The sequence below is a fragment of the Niabella yanshanensis genome (assembly GCF_034424215.1).
In the GTDB taxonomy this organism is placed as follows: domain Bacteria; phylum Bacteroidota; class Bacteroidia; order Chitinophagales; family Chitinophagaceae; genus Niabella; species Niabella yanshanensis.
The window spans coordinates 2125592-2141248 of sequence record NZ_CP139960.1 but is presented as its reverse complement, the minus strand read 5'-3'; the positions used below and the strand labels follow the sequence as shown (position 1 = coordinate 2141248).

Genomic DNA, 15657 nt, shown 5'->3' with positions numbered 1-15657 from the left:
TACGCAAAAAAAGCCCGTGGGTTTGAAACCACGGGCTTTTTTGTATCAATATCTTTTATATAATATCCATCGCCTTAACGAAAAAGGTAGTAACAAATGGCAGGATCAAAGTAAGCCAGGGCCAGTGTGTAAAGCATGCAAATACAAACCATGCTGTAAAAACAAGAAATAAAATCCACATTAAACCTTTATTCTTTGTACCTGAAGACATATTTTTATAGTTTGGTGCAAATTTAAGTGTTGAAATGCATATATGCAATATGCTTTAGAAACTTTTTGAAATAAATAGATATTCACCTATTTTCGTTTTGTGTATTTTGTACACAATAACGTAAATGCCATTGTATCACATGAAGGTCATTTTCTATATAAAATATCATACCCGCTTTGGTGAGCGTTTGGCTATCGATGCAAATGCAAAAGAGCTTCAGTCTGAAAATGGCTATATGTATATGCAGTATTTGAACGATGAATACTGGAAGCTGGAAGCCAATATTAATGCGGCGGATTTAGCCGGACAAACGCTGCAATACAAGTATATATTTATTGATGAGGAGGGTATCCGTACAGAAGAGTTCCAGTGTCCCCGGAAACTGGTACTTGGTGAAAAATCGGCTATAATTCTAAAGATATATGATACCTGGAACTATGCCGGAGATGTAGTTAACACATTCTCCACGGCACCTTTCCAAAAAGTGCTGTTGCCACAGCGCAAGGCTTCGGCTGTAAAACTCAACAAGGATACCACCCATGTATTTGCAGTAAAAGCGCCTTTGATCAAAAAAGATGAAGTGGTATGTCTTTTAGGTGACAGCGACGTGTTGGGGATGTGGAATATTGGAGCGCCCATTCTTCTGAAATTTGATGGCGAACAGTGGATTGCCACTTTGCAGATGGACAATGTGCAATTTCCCATTGCCTATAAATATGGTATTTACGATAAGGTGAACGGACAGTTTAAGGGTTTTGAGGCGGGTGGTAACCGGATTTGTTTTGAGCCTGCTGCTTCCGGTGAAAAAGTCATTTTGCAGGATGGTTTTATACGGATGGATGATAAGCAATGGAGAGGCTGCGGTATAGCGATACCCGTGTTTAGTCTTAGGAGTAAAGAGGGATTGGGCGTGGGCGAATTCAGTGATTTGAAACTATTGGCCGACTGGGCGGTGAAAACCGGGCTGAAGCTGATACAGATACTGCCGGTTAATGACACTACAGCAACCAACACCTGGCTGGATTCTTACCCTTATGCGGCTATCTCTGCTTTTGCTTTGCACCCTGTTTATATCAACCTGGATGCCGTTGATGGTAAAAAAAGCAGGGAGCTAAAAGAGGCTATTAAAGCTAAGAAAAAGCAATTAAATGAACTGGCCCATATCGATTACGAAGCCGTAATGGAATTTAAGATGGCAGCTTTAAAAGAACTCTATGAGGAGCATGGAGCCGGTAATCTCAAAGGATCTGATTATAAAGAATTTTTTGACACCAATCAGCAATGGTTGAAACCTTATGCAGCGTTCTGTTACCTGAGAGATAAATTCAATTCCCCTAATCCCCAGGATTGGGAGACAAACAGCATTTATGAAGATGCCGAAATCAATCGCCTCTTTGATGGAGACACCGAGGCGCAGAAACAGGTGAATTTTTATTGCTATATACAATACCAGTTATACCTTCAATTAACAGATGCAGTGGTCTATGCGCACAAGAAAGGGTTGGTGATGAAGGGGGATATACCTATTGGTATTTATCGCTATGGGGCTGATGCCTGGGTAGCGCCTGAATTGTATAAAATGGATGTACAGGCCGGAGCGCCTCCTGATGACTTTGCGGTGAAGGGGCAGAACTGGGGGTTTCCTACCTATAACTGGACACGCATGCAGGAAGACGATTTTGCCTGGTGGAGAGAGCGTTTCAGGCAAATGAGTTACTACTTTGATGCATTTCGCATAGATCATATTTTGGGTTTCTTCCGTATATGGAGTATCCCGATACATGCTGTTCAGGGCATTATGGGGAAGTTTGATCCCTGCATTCCCGTGCGTGTGAGTGAGCTGGGTGAACGGGGGATATGGTTCGACTATGAAAGGTTTTGCCTGCCGTATATTACCGACGGGGTATTGCACGAATTGTTCCGGGAAAAAGCCGATCATGTAAAAGCACATTTTTTGCAAAAGCACGGTCCTCAGCAATATGTATTACGTCCTGCATTTGATACACAAAAGAAGGTAGAAGCTTATTTTCGGGGACAGGCGGATAGCGAGCATATTTTACTGCGTGATGGTTTGTATGACCTGATCAGCAATGTGATTTTATTTGAACAGGAGGGGACTGGTAAAACGGAATTTCATTTCAGGATCGCCTTAGATCATACGAGTTCATTCCGTTACTTATCGCCACAGTTGAAAGAAAAAATCTGGGCCTTATATATCGATTATTTCTATCGCAGGCAAAATCATTTCTGGAAAAAGGAATCGCTGAAAAAATTACCCCGGCTGAAAGCAGTAACTAATATGCTGGTATGTGGCGAAGATCTGGGCATGGTACCTGATACGGTTCCTGGTGTAATGAAGCAATTGGGAATACTGAGCCTGGAAATTCAGCGTATGCCCAAGCAACAGGAGCTGACTTTCTTTAACCCGGCTAACGCCCCATATTTATCGGTGGTTACACCCTCTACCCATGATATGAGTACCATACGCGGATGGTGGCAGGAAAACAGGGCATTAACCCAGCAGTTTTATAACACAGAGCTAGGCCAGAGTGGAGAAGCTCCATATTTCTGCGAACCCTGGATCAATCGTGCCATTGTATTGCAGCATTTATATTCACCGGCTATGTGGAGCATCTTTCAGCTACAGGATATATTAGGAATGAGCGCCGAATTACGCCGGGAAAATCCCGAAGACGAGCGTATCAATGTTCCGGCTAATTCGCAACATTACTGGCGCTACCGTATGCATATCAGCCTGGAACAATTGATCAAAGAGAGAGCGTTCAACGATGAGCTAAAAGGATATGTGCAACATAGCGGCCGTTAATGGCTAAAAAGAAACTGTTTCATAACGAACGCTAAACACTCCTTCATATAAGGAAGAGTCTTTAATAAAGGTTCCCTGGTATAGACTGTCTTTTTTCAGGTAAACCGTGAATTTGCCAAGAATACGGTTGCCGGTATTGTCGAAGCCCAAAATCTGGAACGAGTTCCGTTTGAGCGAATCCAGGCTGTATCGCTGAGCAATGCTGGCGCAGTATTCGCAGGTAGGAATAATAGTTCCAGCATTAAATTGTTTTGCCTCTCCCGTGTATTCGGGCTTTTTAAAAAAGGAAATCGTAAACCTTTCGTTATTGTCTCCCAGGGCCATCACATGCATCATGCTGTCTTTGGGGTTGTAAGTAGCGGATATAGAATTAGCCCTCCAGTTTGTTCCATTCTTTTTAGCTCTGAACGTGAAATCGCTGTTAGGTTTTTCTTTCCTGTTGGAGTGTGCTTTTTTAGAGCATCCAACAACTATAATTAATGCAGAAGCAGCCAGCAGGGTTATTAATTTCATAGAGATTCGTTTCAATGCGTTTTGAACCATAAGGTTACTGTTCTAATGTAGAACGTGTTATTATCCCAAACGCAACAGCAGGCAGGAAATTTAACGGCCTTTATGCGCGCCCTCCCGGCGCATTAGCACGTGTCATTTTTTCGGAGAAGACCTCTTCAATAAAGTGTCCTTTTTGATTCGCGATTGCAGCTTATAACTTCATATGGAGAAAGGGACCTTATACCTTTATTTTATTCGACCCCTTCAGGGTCGTTATCCGCTTGCATTATCTTTCTATAAGTATATGATTCCTTCGGAGACATTTTCAGGTATATTTTTACTTGGTAGGCTTTAGTATGCCGATTATACCCTTAGATCTCGCGATTAAAAGAATGTCGGACTGACGATTCCGAAGGAATCGAATATTTATAGAAGAATTGGATATGTTGACCGACTCCGAAGGAGTCGAATGTTTTTAAGATGAAAGTCTATTCCGGCTCAACCCAGTCAAATAAATATTCATCTTTATAGTCTATTTGAAAGGCGTTTAAAAGATCCTTGTACTCCTCTTTAAACGATTGTTTCTTATGATGCTCTTTTTGATTCTTGATATATACGATCACATTATCCAACGAGGAATGACTATGAGAAAACACACCATAACCTTCCTGCCATTGAAATCTGAGTTTTAAAAATTGTTTCTGATTTATAAAATCGTTGGATGATTTTTTCACCTCCCTGACCAAATCGGATATGCAACAATTGGGCTTCATTCCTATTAAAATATGAATATGGTCTGGCATTCCGTTAATACAAAGCAGTTTTTGTTCCTTATTTCTGATAATACCTGATATATACATATAAACCTCTTCTTCCCATGCCGGATCGATCAGGCTTTGGCGCGCTTTAACCGCAAAAACAATATGAATGTATACCTGAGAAAATGTTCCGGCCATAATAAACGCTCATCTTATTATTATTGTCACTTACCCGAACAAAACTAATAATTTCCTTCGCCCTTACCACCTTCTATGATCGCAACGCTGGCGCTGCAGCCCAGGCGCGTAGCACCTGCTTCCACCAGCTGTTTGGCGAAAGCATAGTCGCGTATACCACCACTTGCTTTGATACCGGTGTGTTGCGGTAAATGTTTTTTAAACAATTCGACGGCATGAACGCTGGCACCCTTCTCGGCATAGCCGGTGGAGGTCTTCAGGTAGTCGATACCGGCAGGACCATATAATTCACAGCATTTGATAATTTCGTCATCGGTCAATACACCACTTTCAATAATGACCTTAACCGTTTTCCCTTTTTCCTTAATAATAGGGATCAGGTGGTTAGCTTCATTGGCCAGGTATTGCCAGTCGTTATTTTTGAGGGCGATCAGGTTGATTACAATATCTAATTCATCAGCACCGTCTACAATAGCTAAAAGAACTTCTGCCAGTTTAGCTTCAATCGCCGAATATCCAAATGGGAATCCTATTACTGTACAGGTTTTTACAGAACTTCCCTGCAATAATTCTTTTGTTTTTTTAACGAACGGCGGTGGAACACATGCGGATGCAAATCCATATTGCCTGGCTTCTGCGCCAACTTTTTCGATGTCGCTGATTAAGGTAGTGGGTTTTAAAATGGTATGATCGATATATGAGTTCAGTTGCATAAAAACAAATTTAGCCTCAAAAGTAAGTGATACCTGTTTCAAACGAGTAGGTGTGATCACAAAAAAATCATACAGCCTTGTATCAAATACTTTGTACCTTACAGTTCATTTAAATCGGAAACTATGGATACTTTAAAACAATTAAGAGAAGAATTAACGGCCGAGTATAACACCACAAAAAAATTCCTGGATGAATTTCCTGAAGGAAAAAACGATTATACACCTCACGAAAAAAGTATGAAGCTGATGCACCTGGCTCAACATATCACCGAAATTTTTGGTTGGCCCGCGCATATGCTGAAAACAGAAGGGCTGGATTTTGCTGAAGGTGATAAACCAGAGCTTTATGAAACGCGTCGGCAGCTACAGGACGCTTTTGAAAAAAATTATGCCGAATCGATGAAGGCGCTGGAAGGGGCTACAGAGGCGGATCTGGAACCTAATTGGTTCCTGGCTTACCAGGGCAATAAACTGGCTGAATGGACTAAATATGCTGCTATCAGACATGCGTTAAGCCAGGTTACGCATCACCGTGCACAGTTGGGTGTTTATTATCGTTTGAACGATGTTAAAGTACCCGGAAGCTACGGACCTTCGGCAGATGATCAGAAATTTTAAGTGCAGCAGACTTTTGCAAACAGGCGGCCGTAATAAGCCGCTTTTTTTCTGCATTGCCCGGTTGGATAATTGGGGGTAAGCTGCGATTATGAGCATCGGATCGCAGCGTACAGGGCCGTAAGATCTTGTACATTTTAACCATGATAAATGTTTACATTCGGTGGTCAATTCATTTCACAATAAGTTTAAATTGATTTGTATGCTTTGTTTGAAGAAATCTCTTATTCTTCCTCTTTTTTTAGTACCCGTTACCATGATAGCGCAACGTGGCGGGAGGCAGTCGGCAGAATTGCCCAAAGATACTGTTGTTGAGGCTATTATTACTGAGGGTGAACAAGATTCACAGCTGGAACAATTGGGGCATGAGTTACTGGACGGAATCGGGCCAAGATTAGTAGGAACCCCGGAAATGAAACAGGCAGGTGATTGGGCCATGGCTAAATATAAGAGTTGGGGTATTGCTTCGCGCAGCGAAAAATGGGGTGAGTGGAGAGGCTGGCAGCGTGGCCCGGCTCATATCGACATGGTGTACCCCCGTCTTAAATCTTTAGAGGGTACACAACTTGCCTGGAGTCCCGGAACCAATGGTAAAGCCATTAGCGCCGAAATTATTTTGTTGCCCGAAGTAACAGATTCCATAACATTTGCAAAATGGTTACCGGCGGTAAAAGGAAAATTTGTTATGATTTCCATGCTGCAACCCACCGGTCGTCCGGATAATAACTGGAAGGAATTCGGCACTTCAGAATCTGTTATTAAAATGAATAAAGAAAGAGATGCTTTAACAGACGCCTGGGCACAACGTATTCGCAGAACCGGTTATACAACGCGAACACTTCCGGCAGCGCTCGAAAAAGCCGGGGCATTGGGCCTTGTCAGCAGCTACTGGTCGAAAGCTGTGGGCGCCAACAAAATATTTGGAGCTAACACCAAAAAGATTCCCACGGTAGATCTTTCTCTTGAAGACTATGGATTATTGTACCGCCTGGCACAATCGGGTACCATGCCCCGGTTGAGTATGAAGATTGATTCCAAAGAATTGCCCGTGGCAGATGCATTCAATATTATTGGTGAGATAAAAGGAGTGGAGAAGCCTGAGGAGTATGTGATCCTTTCGGCACATTTTGACTCCTGGGATGGAGCCACAGGTGCTACCGATAACGGAACCGGAACTTTAACAATGATGGAAGCCATGCGTATTCTTAAAAAAGTATATCCCAATCCTAAGCGTACAATCCTCGTAGGTCATTGGGGCAGCGAGGAGCAGGGCTTAAATGGTTCCCGGGGATTTGTGGAAGATCATCCGGAGATCGTTGGCAATATACAGGCTGTATTTAACCAGGATAATGGTACCGGCCGGGTAACCAGTTTACAGGGACAGGGATTTTTGCATGCTTATGATTACCTGGGCCGCTGGCTAACCAAAGTGCCTCAGAACATTCGCCAGTATATCGAAACCAGCTTTCCCGGCCAGCCTGGTACAGGCGGATCTGATTTTGCATCTTTTGTAATGGCCGGCGCTCCCGCATTTTCATTAAGTTCTCTAAGCTGGGATTATGGTACCATAACCTGGCATACTAACCGGGATACTTATGATAAAATTGTATTTGATGATTTACGCAACAATGCGATTCTTACAGCCATCCTTGCTTATGCAGCAAGCGAAGAGGCTCAGAAAACCTCCCGTGAAAAAATAGTGTTACCCATTGACCCCGGAACGGGCAAACCTAAAGAGTGGCCAAAACCAGTTTCACCGACCAGGCGTGGCGGACTTGATTAGCTAATGTACTATCAGCGGAGATCCTTCGACTGAAATTTCTTTCTGAGTAGGTATATCCTGTAAAAGCGGGAAGATGAAGCGCCTTCTTCTTCGATGTAGTATTTTACCAGTGTCCACCCGTTTTGGGCCATGTAGTTTAAAGCTTCAACCGGCTGAGACATTTTGTGAACACTGTCAGATAGGGGCTTAAACTTTTGCTGTAAAACTTTACTGCCAAAGTTTAGCCAGATATTGGGATTGCTGGTAATGAGTCGTGGATTAGCTATTAACTCGCAATACTGTTCTACCAGAACTGGCTTTTGAGCGTTTGCGCCCAGCATTATCGTTAGCAGAGCAAGGGTAGTAATTTTCTTCATGCCTTTTTGAAGCATGACGAGTGAGAAAGGTTTAATAGTTGCGCAAACTAGCTGGCCTTCATTAATATATACGTGTTGAAAGGGAGCGTTATGAACAGCGATAGTATAGCGGCTGTATCAACTGGTAGCCTTGACACAGCCGCTATTTTTATATTTTTTCTTTTCTTATTCTTTGTTTTGCTGATTCTAATTCCTGTTTTGCCTGTTCCAGTTCTCTTTTGGCTTCCTCCAGCGACTTCTGTATTTGCGGTTGGAGGTTGGCGGTAGCCAATTTTACCTGCTCTTCAATTTTTTCTCTATCAATCCTTGCAAGCGCCAGGCTTACCTCTTCTTTTATCTTTTGTACATCTACTTTTGCTAATGCTGATTGGGCCTGCAGCATCGCATCTTCCACATTGTTATGAATATCCTCCAGGTTAATACTTTCAATGGCCTTTGCCACTTCCCGGGAAATATCACGCTCTTTTAAGGATTCGGTTGCCTTTTGCAATTGAGCGATAGCCTCATTTAGTTCGCCGATTTTGGAATCACATTTTTTGGGAACGGTATCCGTTTCATTAAAGAACCTGCTAAACATACCGGATGTCATAGGTACACTCCAGGAGGCTAATGTAATAATACTTACAATGGCTATAGCAAACAGAGCTAGTGTACTGTTTTTTGGTTTTGAGATTTGCATGATTTATTATTTGATGAATAATTACGAATTAAAAGTACGATGTTGTTCGTAATAAATAAGATTGGCTATTCCTATTGTGTAAAATTTAACAATTAGTGGCGCTACAAAAGGGCTGAAAATAAAAACACCCCGCAGATTTCTGCGGGGTGTGCTATTAATAAATATTTGTTTTATGCTTTCTGTGCATCTGCTCTTTCCTTTATGGAAAATACCAGTTTATCAGCCTCCTTGTCAAAACCAACTTCCAGCACGTCGCCCGGTTTTACATTCATATTCAGGATCTCTTCTGCCAGTGGGTCTTCCAGGTATTTCTGGATGGCCCTGTGAAGCGGACGGGCTCCAAATTGCTGGTCATAGCCTTTGTCTGCAAGGAATGCTTTGGCATCTTCTGTTAAGCTAAGTCCGTAACCGAGGCTTTCAATGCGTTTCAACACACCCTTCATAGAGATATCAATAATGCTGAAGATATCTTCTTTGGTCAGGCTATTGAAAATGATAACATCGTCAATACGGTTTAAAAACTCAGGGGAGAAAGTACGTTTCAGCGCTTTTTCTATTACCGCTTTATTCTCTTCGTCTTCATTTTGTAAACGCGATTGTGTGGCAAAACCTACACCTGCACCAAAATCTTTCAACTGGCGTACACCAATATTAGACGTCATGATAATGATGGTATTTTTGAAGTCCACCTTTCTGCCCAAACCGTCAGTCAATTGACCATCGTCCAGTACCTGCAACAGGATATTGTAAATATCAGGGTGCGCTTTTTCTATTTCATCCAATAAAATAACGCTGTAAGGTTTACGACGTACTTTTTCAGTAAGCTGTCCGCCTTCTTCATAACCTACATATCCGGGAGGCGCACCAATTAAACGGCTTACAGTGAATTTTTCCATGTATTCACTCATATCTATACGGATCAGTGAATCCTCCGAATCAAACAGGTATCTCGCCAGTGAACGAGCCAGCTCCGTTTTACCAACACCGGTAGGGCCTAAGAAGATAAAGCTTCCAATAGGCTTTTTCGGATCTTTCAGACCTACACGATTTCTCTGGATGGCTTTTACCACTTTCAAAATTGCATCATCCTGTCCTACAACCATGCCTTTCATGTCGTCAGACATTTTGCGAAGCTTCTCGGTTTCGGCTTCAACCATTTTTCTGACAGGTATACCTGTCATGATATTAATGACTTCGGCAATATCCTCATCAGTAATAGGGTAGCGCTTATGTTTGCTTTCTTCTTCCCACTGTAATTTGGCACGCTCCAGCTCTTCTGCCAGTTTTTTCTCTGTATCCCGTAAAGATGCAGCTTCTTCAAACTTCTGGCTTTTAACCACCCGGTTCTTTTCTTCTTTTACATCTTCAATTTTCTTCTCCAGCTCTACTATATTATCCGGAACATTGATGTTTTTCAGATGTACCCTTGCACCTACCTCATCCATTACATCAATGGCTTTATCAGGTAAAAGGCGGTCTGTAACATAACGGTCGCTCAATTTTACACAGGCTTCCACTGCTTCATCGGTATAGGTTACACTGTGAAATTCTTCGTATTTCGACTTGATATTGTTCAGGATCTGAATGGTCTCATCTACACTCGGTGGGTCTACGATCACTTTTTGAAAACGACGATCCAGGGCGCCGTCTTTTTCAATGTGCATACGGTATTCATCCAGCGTAGATGCGCCAATGCATTGCAGTTCACCTCTTGCTAAAGCCGGTTTAAAGATATTGCTCGCATCTAATGAACCACTTGCGCCGCCGGCCCCAACAATGGTATGCATCTCATCGATGAACAAAATCACATCACGGTTCTTCTCCAGTTCGTTCATGATGGCTTTCATCCTTTCTTCAAACTGTCCGCGATATTTAGTACCGGCAACCAAGGATGCCAGATCCAGTGAAATAACTCTTTTATCAAACAACACACGGCTCACCCGGCGTTGTACTATGCGCAGGGCCAGGCCTTCCACAATGGCGGTTTTACCCACACCTGGTTCACCAATTAAAATAGGGTTGTTCTTTTTACGGCGACTCAAAATTTGAGATACCCTTTCGATCTCTTTCTCACGACCCACAATCGGATCAAGATTGCCGCTTTCCGCAAGCTTGGTTACATCGCGGCCAAAATTGTCAAGTACCGGTGTTTTGCTTTTGGTATTTGATTTTGACGCCGATCCCTTTGACTGCTGAGAATATTTCTTGTCGTCTTCAAAATCATCATCATTCTCATCACCAAATTCTGCACGGGGCTCGTTTGATTTTACAATGCCTAATTCCTGGCGAAACATATCATAGTCCAAATCAAACTGATTTAAAATTTGTGTGGCAATGTTTTCTTTGTTCTTTAAGATAGATAACATGAGATGCTCTGTTTCTACCTGGTTGCTTTTTAAAGCCTTTGCTTCAAGCACAGTTACGCGTATCACTTTTTCAGCCTGTTTGGTGAGCGGGAGGCTGTTGATGTTAGCGATATTCTTTCCTGTTTTGTCTTTGATCGCTAATTCAATTTCCTTACGCAGTTCAAAAATATCTATATTAAAACCTTTCAGAATTCGTATAGCTGTATTATCTCCCTCACGTATCAAACCTAGCAGCAAATGTTCTGTGCCAATAAAATCATTCCCCAACCGGAGGGCTTCCTCCCTGCTGTATGAAATGATTTCTTTTACCTGAGTTGAAAAATTATTATCCATATTTTGTAGATAAAGTGATTAGTTACAATATTAACAAATATATTTGGTACTGGTTTACGTTATTTGTAAACATAAGCACCAGACTTTAGCTAAACCCAACCTCTCTTTAAAGAGCATTAGGACCGAAGTTTTTAGCGCGTTGTTTATCAAATACCATTAGTCCAAATTCGTACTTAACATGCAGGTCAAAATAGATACCAAAGAGAAATTTCACGTCATCACGCCAATTGAGCCGATACTTTCTGCTACAATGACAGATGGAATAAAAGTAGCGTTGCTTCCTTTTTTACAAAATGATGTGAAAAATATAGTGTTCGATATGAGTGCTGTAACTGCCGTAGATGTAGATGCAGCCGAGCTGATACTACAAATTCAGCATGATTTTTATGAGGCTAATGCATCGTTTGTATGCTGCGGTGTTAACGAAACAGTAGAGGCTTTTTTGGCAGATAATGAACTTTTAGAGCTTTTGAATGTTGCGCCCACCCAAAGCGAGGCAGCAGATATCGTACAAATGGAAGAAATCGAAAGAGAGTTAATGGATGACGATGTGTTGGAATGATGTTAAATTTAAACTTTAGTTTTACAACCAATGTTTGCGGTAACTATACTGGGTAATAATTCTGCAGTGCCTGCGTTCGACAGGCATCCTACCAGCCAGGTATTGACAACGGCATCGAGAAGCTTTTTGATAGATTGCGGGGAGGGAACACAAATTCAGCTGATTAATTATAAAGTTCGGCGAAGCCGCATTTCGCATATATTCATTTCTCACCTGCACGGCGATCATTATTTCGGTCTCATTGGACTGATTAATTCGTTTGCATTATTAGGGCGTCAGCAGGATCTTACCATCGTAGCGCCGGAGCCCTTACGACAGATCATAGAGCTGCAGTTAAAAGTAGCTGATACCAAACTGTGTTTCAACCTGCACTTTATTTCCATCACCCAAAACTGCCGTTTACTTGAACTGCCTGATATCGAGGTTAGCTGTTTCAGAACGGATCACCGGATTGAATGCTATGGCTTTGTGTTTAAAGAACTACGTAATCCGAGACGTCTGGATATAGTAAAAGTGAAGGAGCAGAATGTACCCGTAAGCTTTTATGATAACCTGCAGAGAGGAGAAGATTATAAAACAGACAGCGGTGATGTGATCAGTAATGACTTATTGACGATTCCTGCCCCGCATCCGAAAGCGTATGCTTTCTGCGCTGACACGCGTTACGACGAAAGGATCATTGAGCACATAAAGGGTGCCGATATGATTTACCACGAAACTACTTATCATGATGCTCTTGCTGAAATGGCGATTACCCGCTTTCATTCAACCACCAGGCAGGCCGGTAGAATTGCGCAGCTGGCCGGCGTCAAAAAATTGCTGATAGGGCATTTTAGCAGTAAGTATGATAAGCTGGATGAGTTTGAAAAGGAAACGCGCGAAGTTTTTCCCAATACAGATCTGGCGTTGGAGGGGGTGAGCTATCTCTTACCCTAAAGAGACCTGAGCACCAACATAACAAGTCACAAATAACTTTTCAGGAATGTTAATTATGGCTGATCATCCACATGGTAATGCCAAAACCCATGTAAAAGGCTGAAGTGCCTTTCTGATACTCGTACATCTGGTAGTCTTTATAAACCAGGCCAATTCCTTTAGCATATTTCTCAATGGATACTTCTTTGGTCGCGAACTCCGTATTGGCGGTAGGAGGCATGTTCAGTACCTCATTATTTTGCGCTACCGTCCACACACTTTTATAGCTCTGTCCTTCTATCGTCTCGTCTCCAAAATCTGTATAAGAAAAGTTCCAGGAATTCATGTCATAGCCGATAAGGCTGAAGTCAAATAGTTGTTTATAGGGCGCAAAAGGAAGTTGACCGTTTCCTTTCCAGCTAAATCCTTTTCTCAGGGGGCTCTGAAGAGCAATGACGCGTAAGTTATCGGTGATTACTTCTATTTTATTTTCGTGAAGTGTAACCAGGTAAGTGCCATTGTTTACCCAGCTACCGGTAGCTGTTTCATTATTGAGCAATCTTTGAATCATAAATGACTTTTGCCCATCATCAGTGACCTCTTTTAGTACTGTGTGCCTAACCTGGTATTTGTGTGTTTCAATCCTGGTGCCATTAAACGTAAAAACAGTAGAATCGAGCCGGTAGGTAATACTTTTCCCAACCTGTAAAGTAACATAATCATTAATGGGCTCTACGTCAAGCGTTTCTTTTTTATTGGTACAGGAAAAAAGGGCTGCAGTTAAAAACAGGAGATAAAGATGTTTGAACAAGGTATATCTTTTAAGTTGATAATGATTTACAGTTGAATTGCCTGATAGCTGTTGGTTTCATAGTCGCTTTATCGCTCGTCTCTCAATTGTTGCAAACCTACATGAATTTTTTTGTTCTAAAACTTATAGCAATAACAAAAATCCGCCGGTTGGCGGATTCTGAATTGATATCGCATGGCAGATGATATATCTTATTCTCAGTTAGAGAATGCTGCCTGATTGTATAATGCCTCCGCCAATTACATCGTCTCCTTCGTAAAAAACAGCACTTTGGCCCGGAGCAATACCTTTTACGTTCTGGTAGAAGCTTACACGCATGTTAGACCCCTCCTGGTAAATATTGCTTAGTGCGCCGCTGTCTTTGTAACGTATTTTAGTAGTGGCTTCCATTCCCGAAGTTATCATGTTGTATTTGATCATGTTCAGCTTTCCCACCATCATTTCGTTCTTGTCCAGGTCACTTTCGTCACCCAGCGTAACCGTATTATCAACAGGGTCGATCCTGGTTACAAAAGCCGGTTTGCCAAGCGCTATATCCAAACCCTTACGTTGCCCAATGGTGTAAAAAGGATAACCTTTATGCTTACCCAGTATTTTACCATCTTTGTCAACAAAGTTGCCGCCGTTTACTTTTTCTTCCAGTCCTTCTACCCGGCGTTTCAGAAATCCGCGGTAGTCATTATCCGGAACAAAACATATTTCGTAGCTCTCACTCTTTTTAGCCAGTTCGGGATAGCCATAATCAATGGCCATCTGGCGGATTTCAGTTTTATGATAGCCGCCCAGCGGAAGCAGGGTTCTGCTTAAAAGGTCCTGCTGCAGTCCCCAAAGTACGTAACTCTGATCTTTGGTATGATCCACTGCTTTACTGATTACATATCGTCCGTTATCATGCTGACGGATCTTGGCATAATGGCCTGTGGCAATAAATTCGCAGCCTAATGCATCGGCCCGTTTCAATAATGCCCGCCATTTTATATGGGTATTGCACAGCACGCAGGGGTTGGGCGTACGGCCGGCCAGGTATTCCTCTACAAAATCATTCACCACAAAATCGCCGAATTCTTCACGTATATCTAATATAAAGTGCGGAAAACCATGCTGAACGGCAGCCATACGGGCATCATTAAAGCTATCCACATTGCAGCAGCCCGTTTCTTTTTTACTACCCCCGCTTTGGGCATAATCCCAGGTTTTCATGGTAATACCCACCACATCATAACCCTCGTGGTGTAGCATAAGGGCCACTACGGTACTGTCGATACCGCCGCTCATAGCCACCAAAACTTTCCCTTTTTTGCTCATTTTCTAAAAAAATTAATAGGCAAAGATACGATTTCGATCAAATTTGTCTTCCAACTATACCCCGTATATCGTCATATCAGTAGATACCCGGTTTTCTTTAACACAAAAATGGATATTTTGTTTAGCGGCATAATTTTTAGGGTATTTTGGTGTTTGTATCGGGATATTTGCTTTTTGTTCTTAAATTGCTTGTCCAATTTTTAAAATATTAATTAAACTGAGTACTATGATTAAAATGCAGGTTATTGGCCGACTGGGGAAAGATTGTTTGGTAAATAATGTGAACGGGAGAAGTGTGATCAATTTCACAGTGGCCCACTCGGAGCGATTTAAAGACAGCCAGGGAAACCAGCAGGAAAAAACAGTTTGGGTAGATTGCGCTTACTGGACAGATCGCACAGCAGTAGCACCTTACCTGGTAAAAGGCACACAGGTATTTGTAGAAGGGCAGCCAGAAGTAAGAACTTTTACCAAAAGTGATGGCACGGCAGGTGCTGCGTTGTCTATGCGGGTTAGAGAAGTACAATTGCTGGGTAGCAAGGCAGAGGGCGGGGCGCCGGCACAGCCGCAATCTTCGGGTTACAGCCCGGCTTCGTCTAACACAGCATCTTCCAACGCTTCATCAGTGAATGATTTCAGCGAACCGGTAGATGATCTGCCATTCTAAAAGAGTGACGGTAAAATAGCTTAGTGCTCCGCAATCGCGGAGCATTTTTTTGCTTAGACCATGCCG

At 42.3% G+C, this 15657-nt stretch carries 14 protein-coding genes; 6 read left to right on the top strand and 8 right to left on the bottom strand.

Annotated features, from left to right (window positions below):
- Positions 1-350 precede the first annotated feature (350 nt).
- A complete protein-coding gene (locus tag U0035_RS08600; protein ID WP_114789586.1) occupies positions 351-3038 on the top strand; it encodes a 4-alpha-glucanotransferase in 2688 nt (895 codons plus the stop codon).
- Between the two features lie 3 nt (positions 3039-3041).
- On the opposite strand, the gene U0035_RS08595 is transcribed toward U0035_RS08600, so the two are convergent.
- The 3 genes from U0035_RS08595 to deoC form a co-directional block, all read right to left on the bottom strand.
- Positions 3042-3551, bottom strand: a complete 510-nt coding sequence (locus tag U0035_RS08595; RefSeq protein WP_114789585.1) for a hypothetical protein — start codon at positions 3549-3551, stop codon at positions 3042-3044.
- A 467-nt stretch (positions 3552-4018) separates the two neighbouring features.
- Complete coding sequence (tnpA, locus tag U0035_RS08590) at positions 4019-4486, bottom strand: IS200/IS605 family transposase (protein WP_114789584.1); 468 nt, start codon at positions 4484-4486, stop codon at positions 4019-4021.
- Between the two features lie 44 nt (positions 4487-4530).
- Complete coding sequence (deoC, locus tag U0035_RS08585) at positions 4531-5199, bottom strand: deoxyribose-phosphate aldolase (protein ID WP_114789583.1); 669 nt, start codon at positions 5197-5199, stop codon at positions 4531-4533.
- 123 nt (positions 5200-5322) lie between these two features.
- Here deoC and U0035_RS08580 point away from each other — a divergent pair, with 123 nt between their 5' ends.
- Both U0035_RS08580 and U0035_RS08575 read left to right on the top strand, forming a co-directional pair.
- The gene (locus tag U0035_RS08580; protein ID WP_114789582.1) at positions 5323-5817 is read left to right on the top strand and encodes a DinB family protein; all 495 of its coding nucleotides are present in this window, start codon (positions 5323-5325) and stop codon (positions 5815-5817) included.
- A 199-nt stretch (positions 5818-6016) separates the two neighbouring features.
- The gene (locus U0035_RS08575) at positions 6017-7597 is read left to right on the top strand and encodes a M20/M25/M40 family metallo-hydrolase (RefSeq protein WP_211316346.1); all 1581 of its coding nucleotides are present in this window, start codon (positions 6017-6019) and stop codon (positions 7595-7597) included.
- A gap of 11 nt (positions 7598-7608) precedes the next feature.
- Here the strand turns inward: U0035_RS08575 and U0035_RS08570 are convergent, their stop codons facing one another.
- From U0035_RS08570 to U0035_RS08560, 3 genes are all read right to left on the bottom strand, one after another.
- The gene (locus tag U0035_RS08570; protein WP_162817762.1) at positions 7609-7953 is read right to left on the bottom strand and encodes a hypothetical protein; all 345 of its coding nucleotides are present in this window, start codon (positions 7951-7953) and stop codon (positions 7609-7611) included.
- A gap of 148 nt (positions 7954-8101) precedes the next feature.
- Positions 8102-8632 (bottom strand): hypothetical protein, encoded by a 531-nt coding sequence (locus U0035_RS08565; RefSeq protein WP_114789580.1) that lies wholly within the window; start codon positions 8630-8632, stop codon positions 8102-8104.
- A 170-nt stretch (positions 8633-8802) separates the two neighbouring features.
- Positions 8803-11331: an ATP-dependent Clp protease ATP-binding subunit gene (locus U0035_RS08560; RefSeq protein WP_114789579.1), complete on the bottom strand. Its 2529-nt coding sequence runs from the start codon at positions 11329-11331 to the stop codon at positions 8803-8805.
- A gap of 178 nt (positions 11332-11509) precedes the next feature.
- Here U0035_RS08560 and U0035_RS08555 point away from each other — a divergent pair, with 178 nt between their 5' ends.
- Together U0035_RS08555 and U0035_RS08550 are read left to right on the top strand one after the other, a co-directional pair.
- Positions 11510-11893 (top strand): STAS domain-containing protein, encoded by a 384-nt coding sequence (locus U0035_RS08555; protein WP_114789578.1) that lies wholly within the window; start codon positions 11510-11512, stop codon positions 11891-11893.
- Between the two features lie 30 nt (positions 11894-11923).
- Entirely contained in the window at positions 11924-12829 is a 906-nt protein-coding gene (locus tag U0035_RS08550) for a ribonuclease Z (RefSeq protein ID WP_114789577.1), read from the top strand.
- A 49-nt stretch (positions 12830-12878) separates the two neighbouring features.
- Here the strand turns inward: U0035_RS08550 and U0035_RS08545 are convergent, their stop codons facing one another.
- Complete coding sequence (locus U0035_RS08545; RefSeq protein ID WP_114789576.1) at positions 12879-13619, bottom strand: hypothetical protein; 741 nt, start codon at positions 13617-13619, stop codon at positions 12879-12881.
- 201 nt (positions 13620-13820) lie between these two features.
- Positions 13821-14924 (bottom strand): tRNA 2-thiouridine(34) synthase MnmA, encoded by a 1104-nt coding sequence (gene mnmA, locus U0035_RS08540; protein WP_114789575.1) that lies wholly within the window; start codon positions 14922-14924, stop codon positions 13821-13823.
- A gap of 226 nt (positions 14925-15150) precedes the next feature.
- On the opposite strand from mnmA, the gene U0035_RS08535 reads away from it, so the two are divergent.
- Positions 15151-15591: a single-stranded DNA-binding protein gene (locus U0035_RS08535; protein ID WP_114789574.1), complete on the top strand. Its 441-nt coding sequence runs from the start codon at positions 15151-15153 to the stop codon at positions 15589-15591.
- The last annotated feature ends 66 nt before the right edge of the window (positions 15592-15657 follow it).

Excerpts from the sequence above, each read along its gene's own strand:
- U0035_RS08535 (WP_114789574.1), top strand. The coding sequence starts at position 15,151 with ATGATTAAAATGCAGGTTATTGGCCGACTGGGGAAAGATTGTTTGGTA.
- U0035_RS08555 (WP_114789578.1), top strand. The coding sequence starts at position 11,510 with ATGCAGGTCAAAATAGATACCAAAGAGAAATTTCACGTCATCACGCCA.
- tnpA (WP_114789584.1), bottom strand. The coding sequence starts at position 4,486 with ATGGCCGGAACATTTTCTCAGGTATACATTCATATTGTTTTTGCGGTT.
- U0035_RS08565 (WP_114789580.1), bottom strand. The coding sequence starts at position 8,632 with ATGCAAATCTCAAAACCAAAAAACAGTACACTAGCTCTGTTTGCTATA.
- U0035_RS08600 (WP_114789586.1), top strand. The coding sequence starts at position 351 with ATGAAGGTCATTTTCTATATAAAATATCATACCCGCTTTGGTGAGCGT.
- deoC (WP_114789583.1), bottom strand. The coding sequence starts at position 5,199 with ATGCAACTGAACTCATATATCGATCATACCATTTTAAAACCCACTACC.
- mnmA (WP_114789575.1), bottom strand. The coding sequence starts at position 14,924 with ATGAGCAAAAAAGGGAAAGTTTTGGTGGCTATGAGCGGCGGTATCGAC.
- U0035_RS08570 (WP_162817762.1), bottom strand. The coding sequence starts at position 7,953 with ATGAAGAAAATTACTACCCTTGCTCTGCTAACGATAATGCTGGGCGCA.
- U0035_RS08595 (WP_114789585.1), bottom strand. The coding sequence starts at position 3,551 with ATGAAATTAATAACCCTGCTGGCTGCTTCTGCATTAATTATAGTTGTT.
- U0035_RS08550 (WP_114789577.1), top strand. The coding sequence starts at position 11,924 with ATGTTTGCGGTAACTATACTGGGTAATAATTCTGCAGTGCCTGCGTTC.
- U0035_RS08580 (WP_114789582.1), top strand. The coding sequence starts at position 5,323 with ATGGATACTTTAAAACAATTAAGAGAAGAATTAACGGCCGAGTATAAC.
- U0035_RS08560 (WP_114789579.1), bottom strand. The coding sequence starts at position 11,331 with ATGGATAATAATTTTTCAACTCAGGTAAAAGAAATCATTTCATACAGC.
- U0035_RS08575 (WP_211316346.1), top strand. The coding sequence starts at position 6,017 with ATGCTTTGTTTGAAGAAATCTCTTATTCTTCCTCTTTTTTTAGTACCC.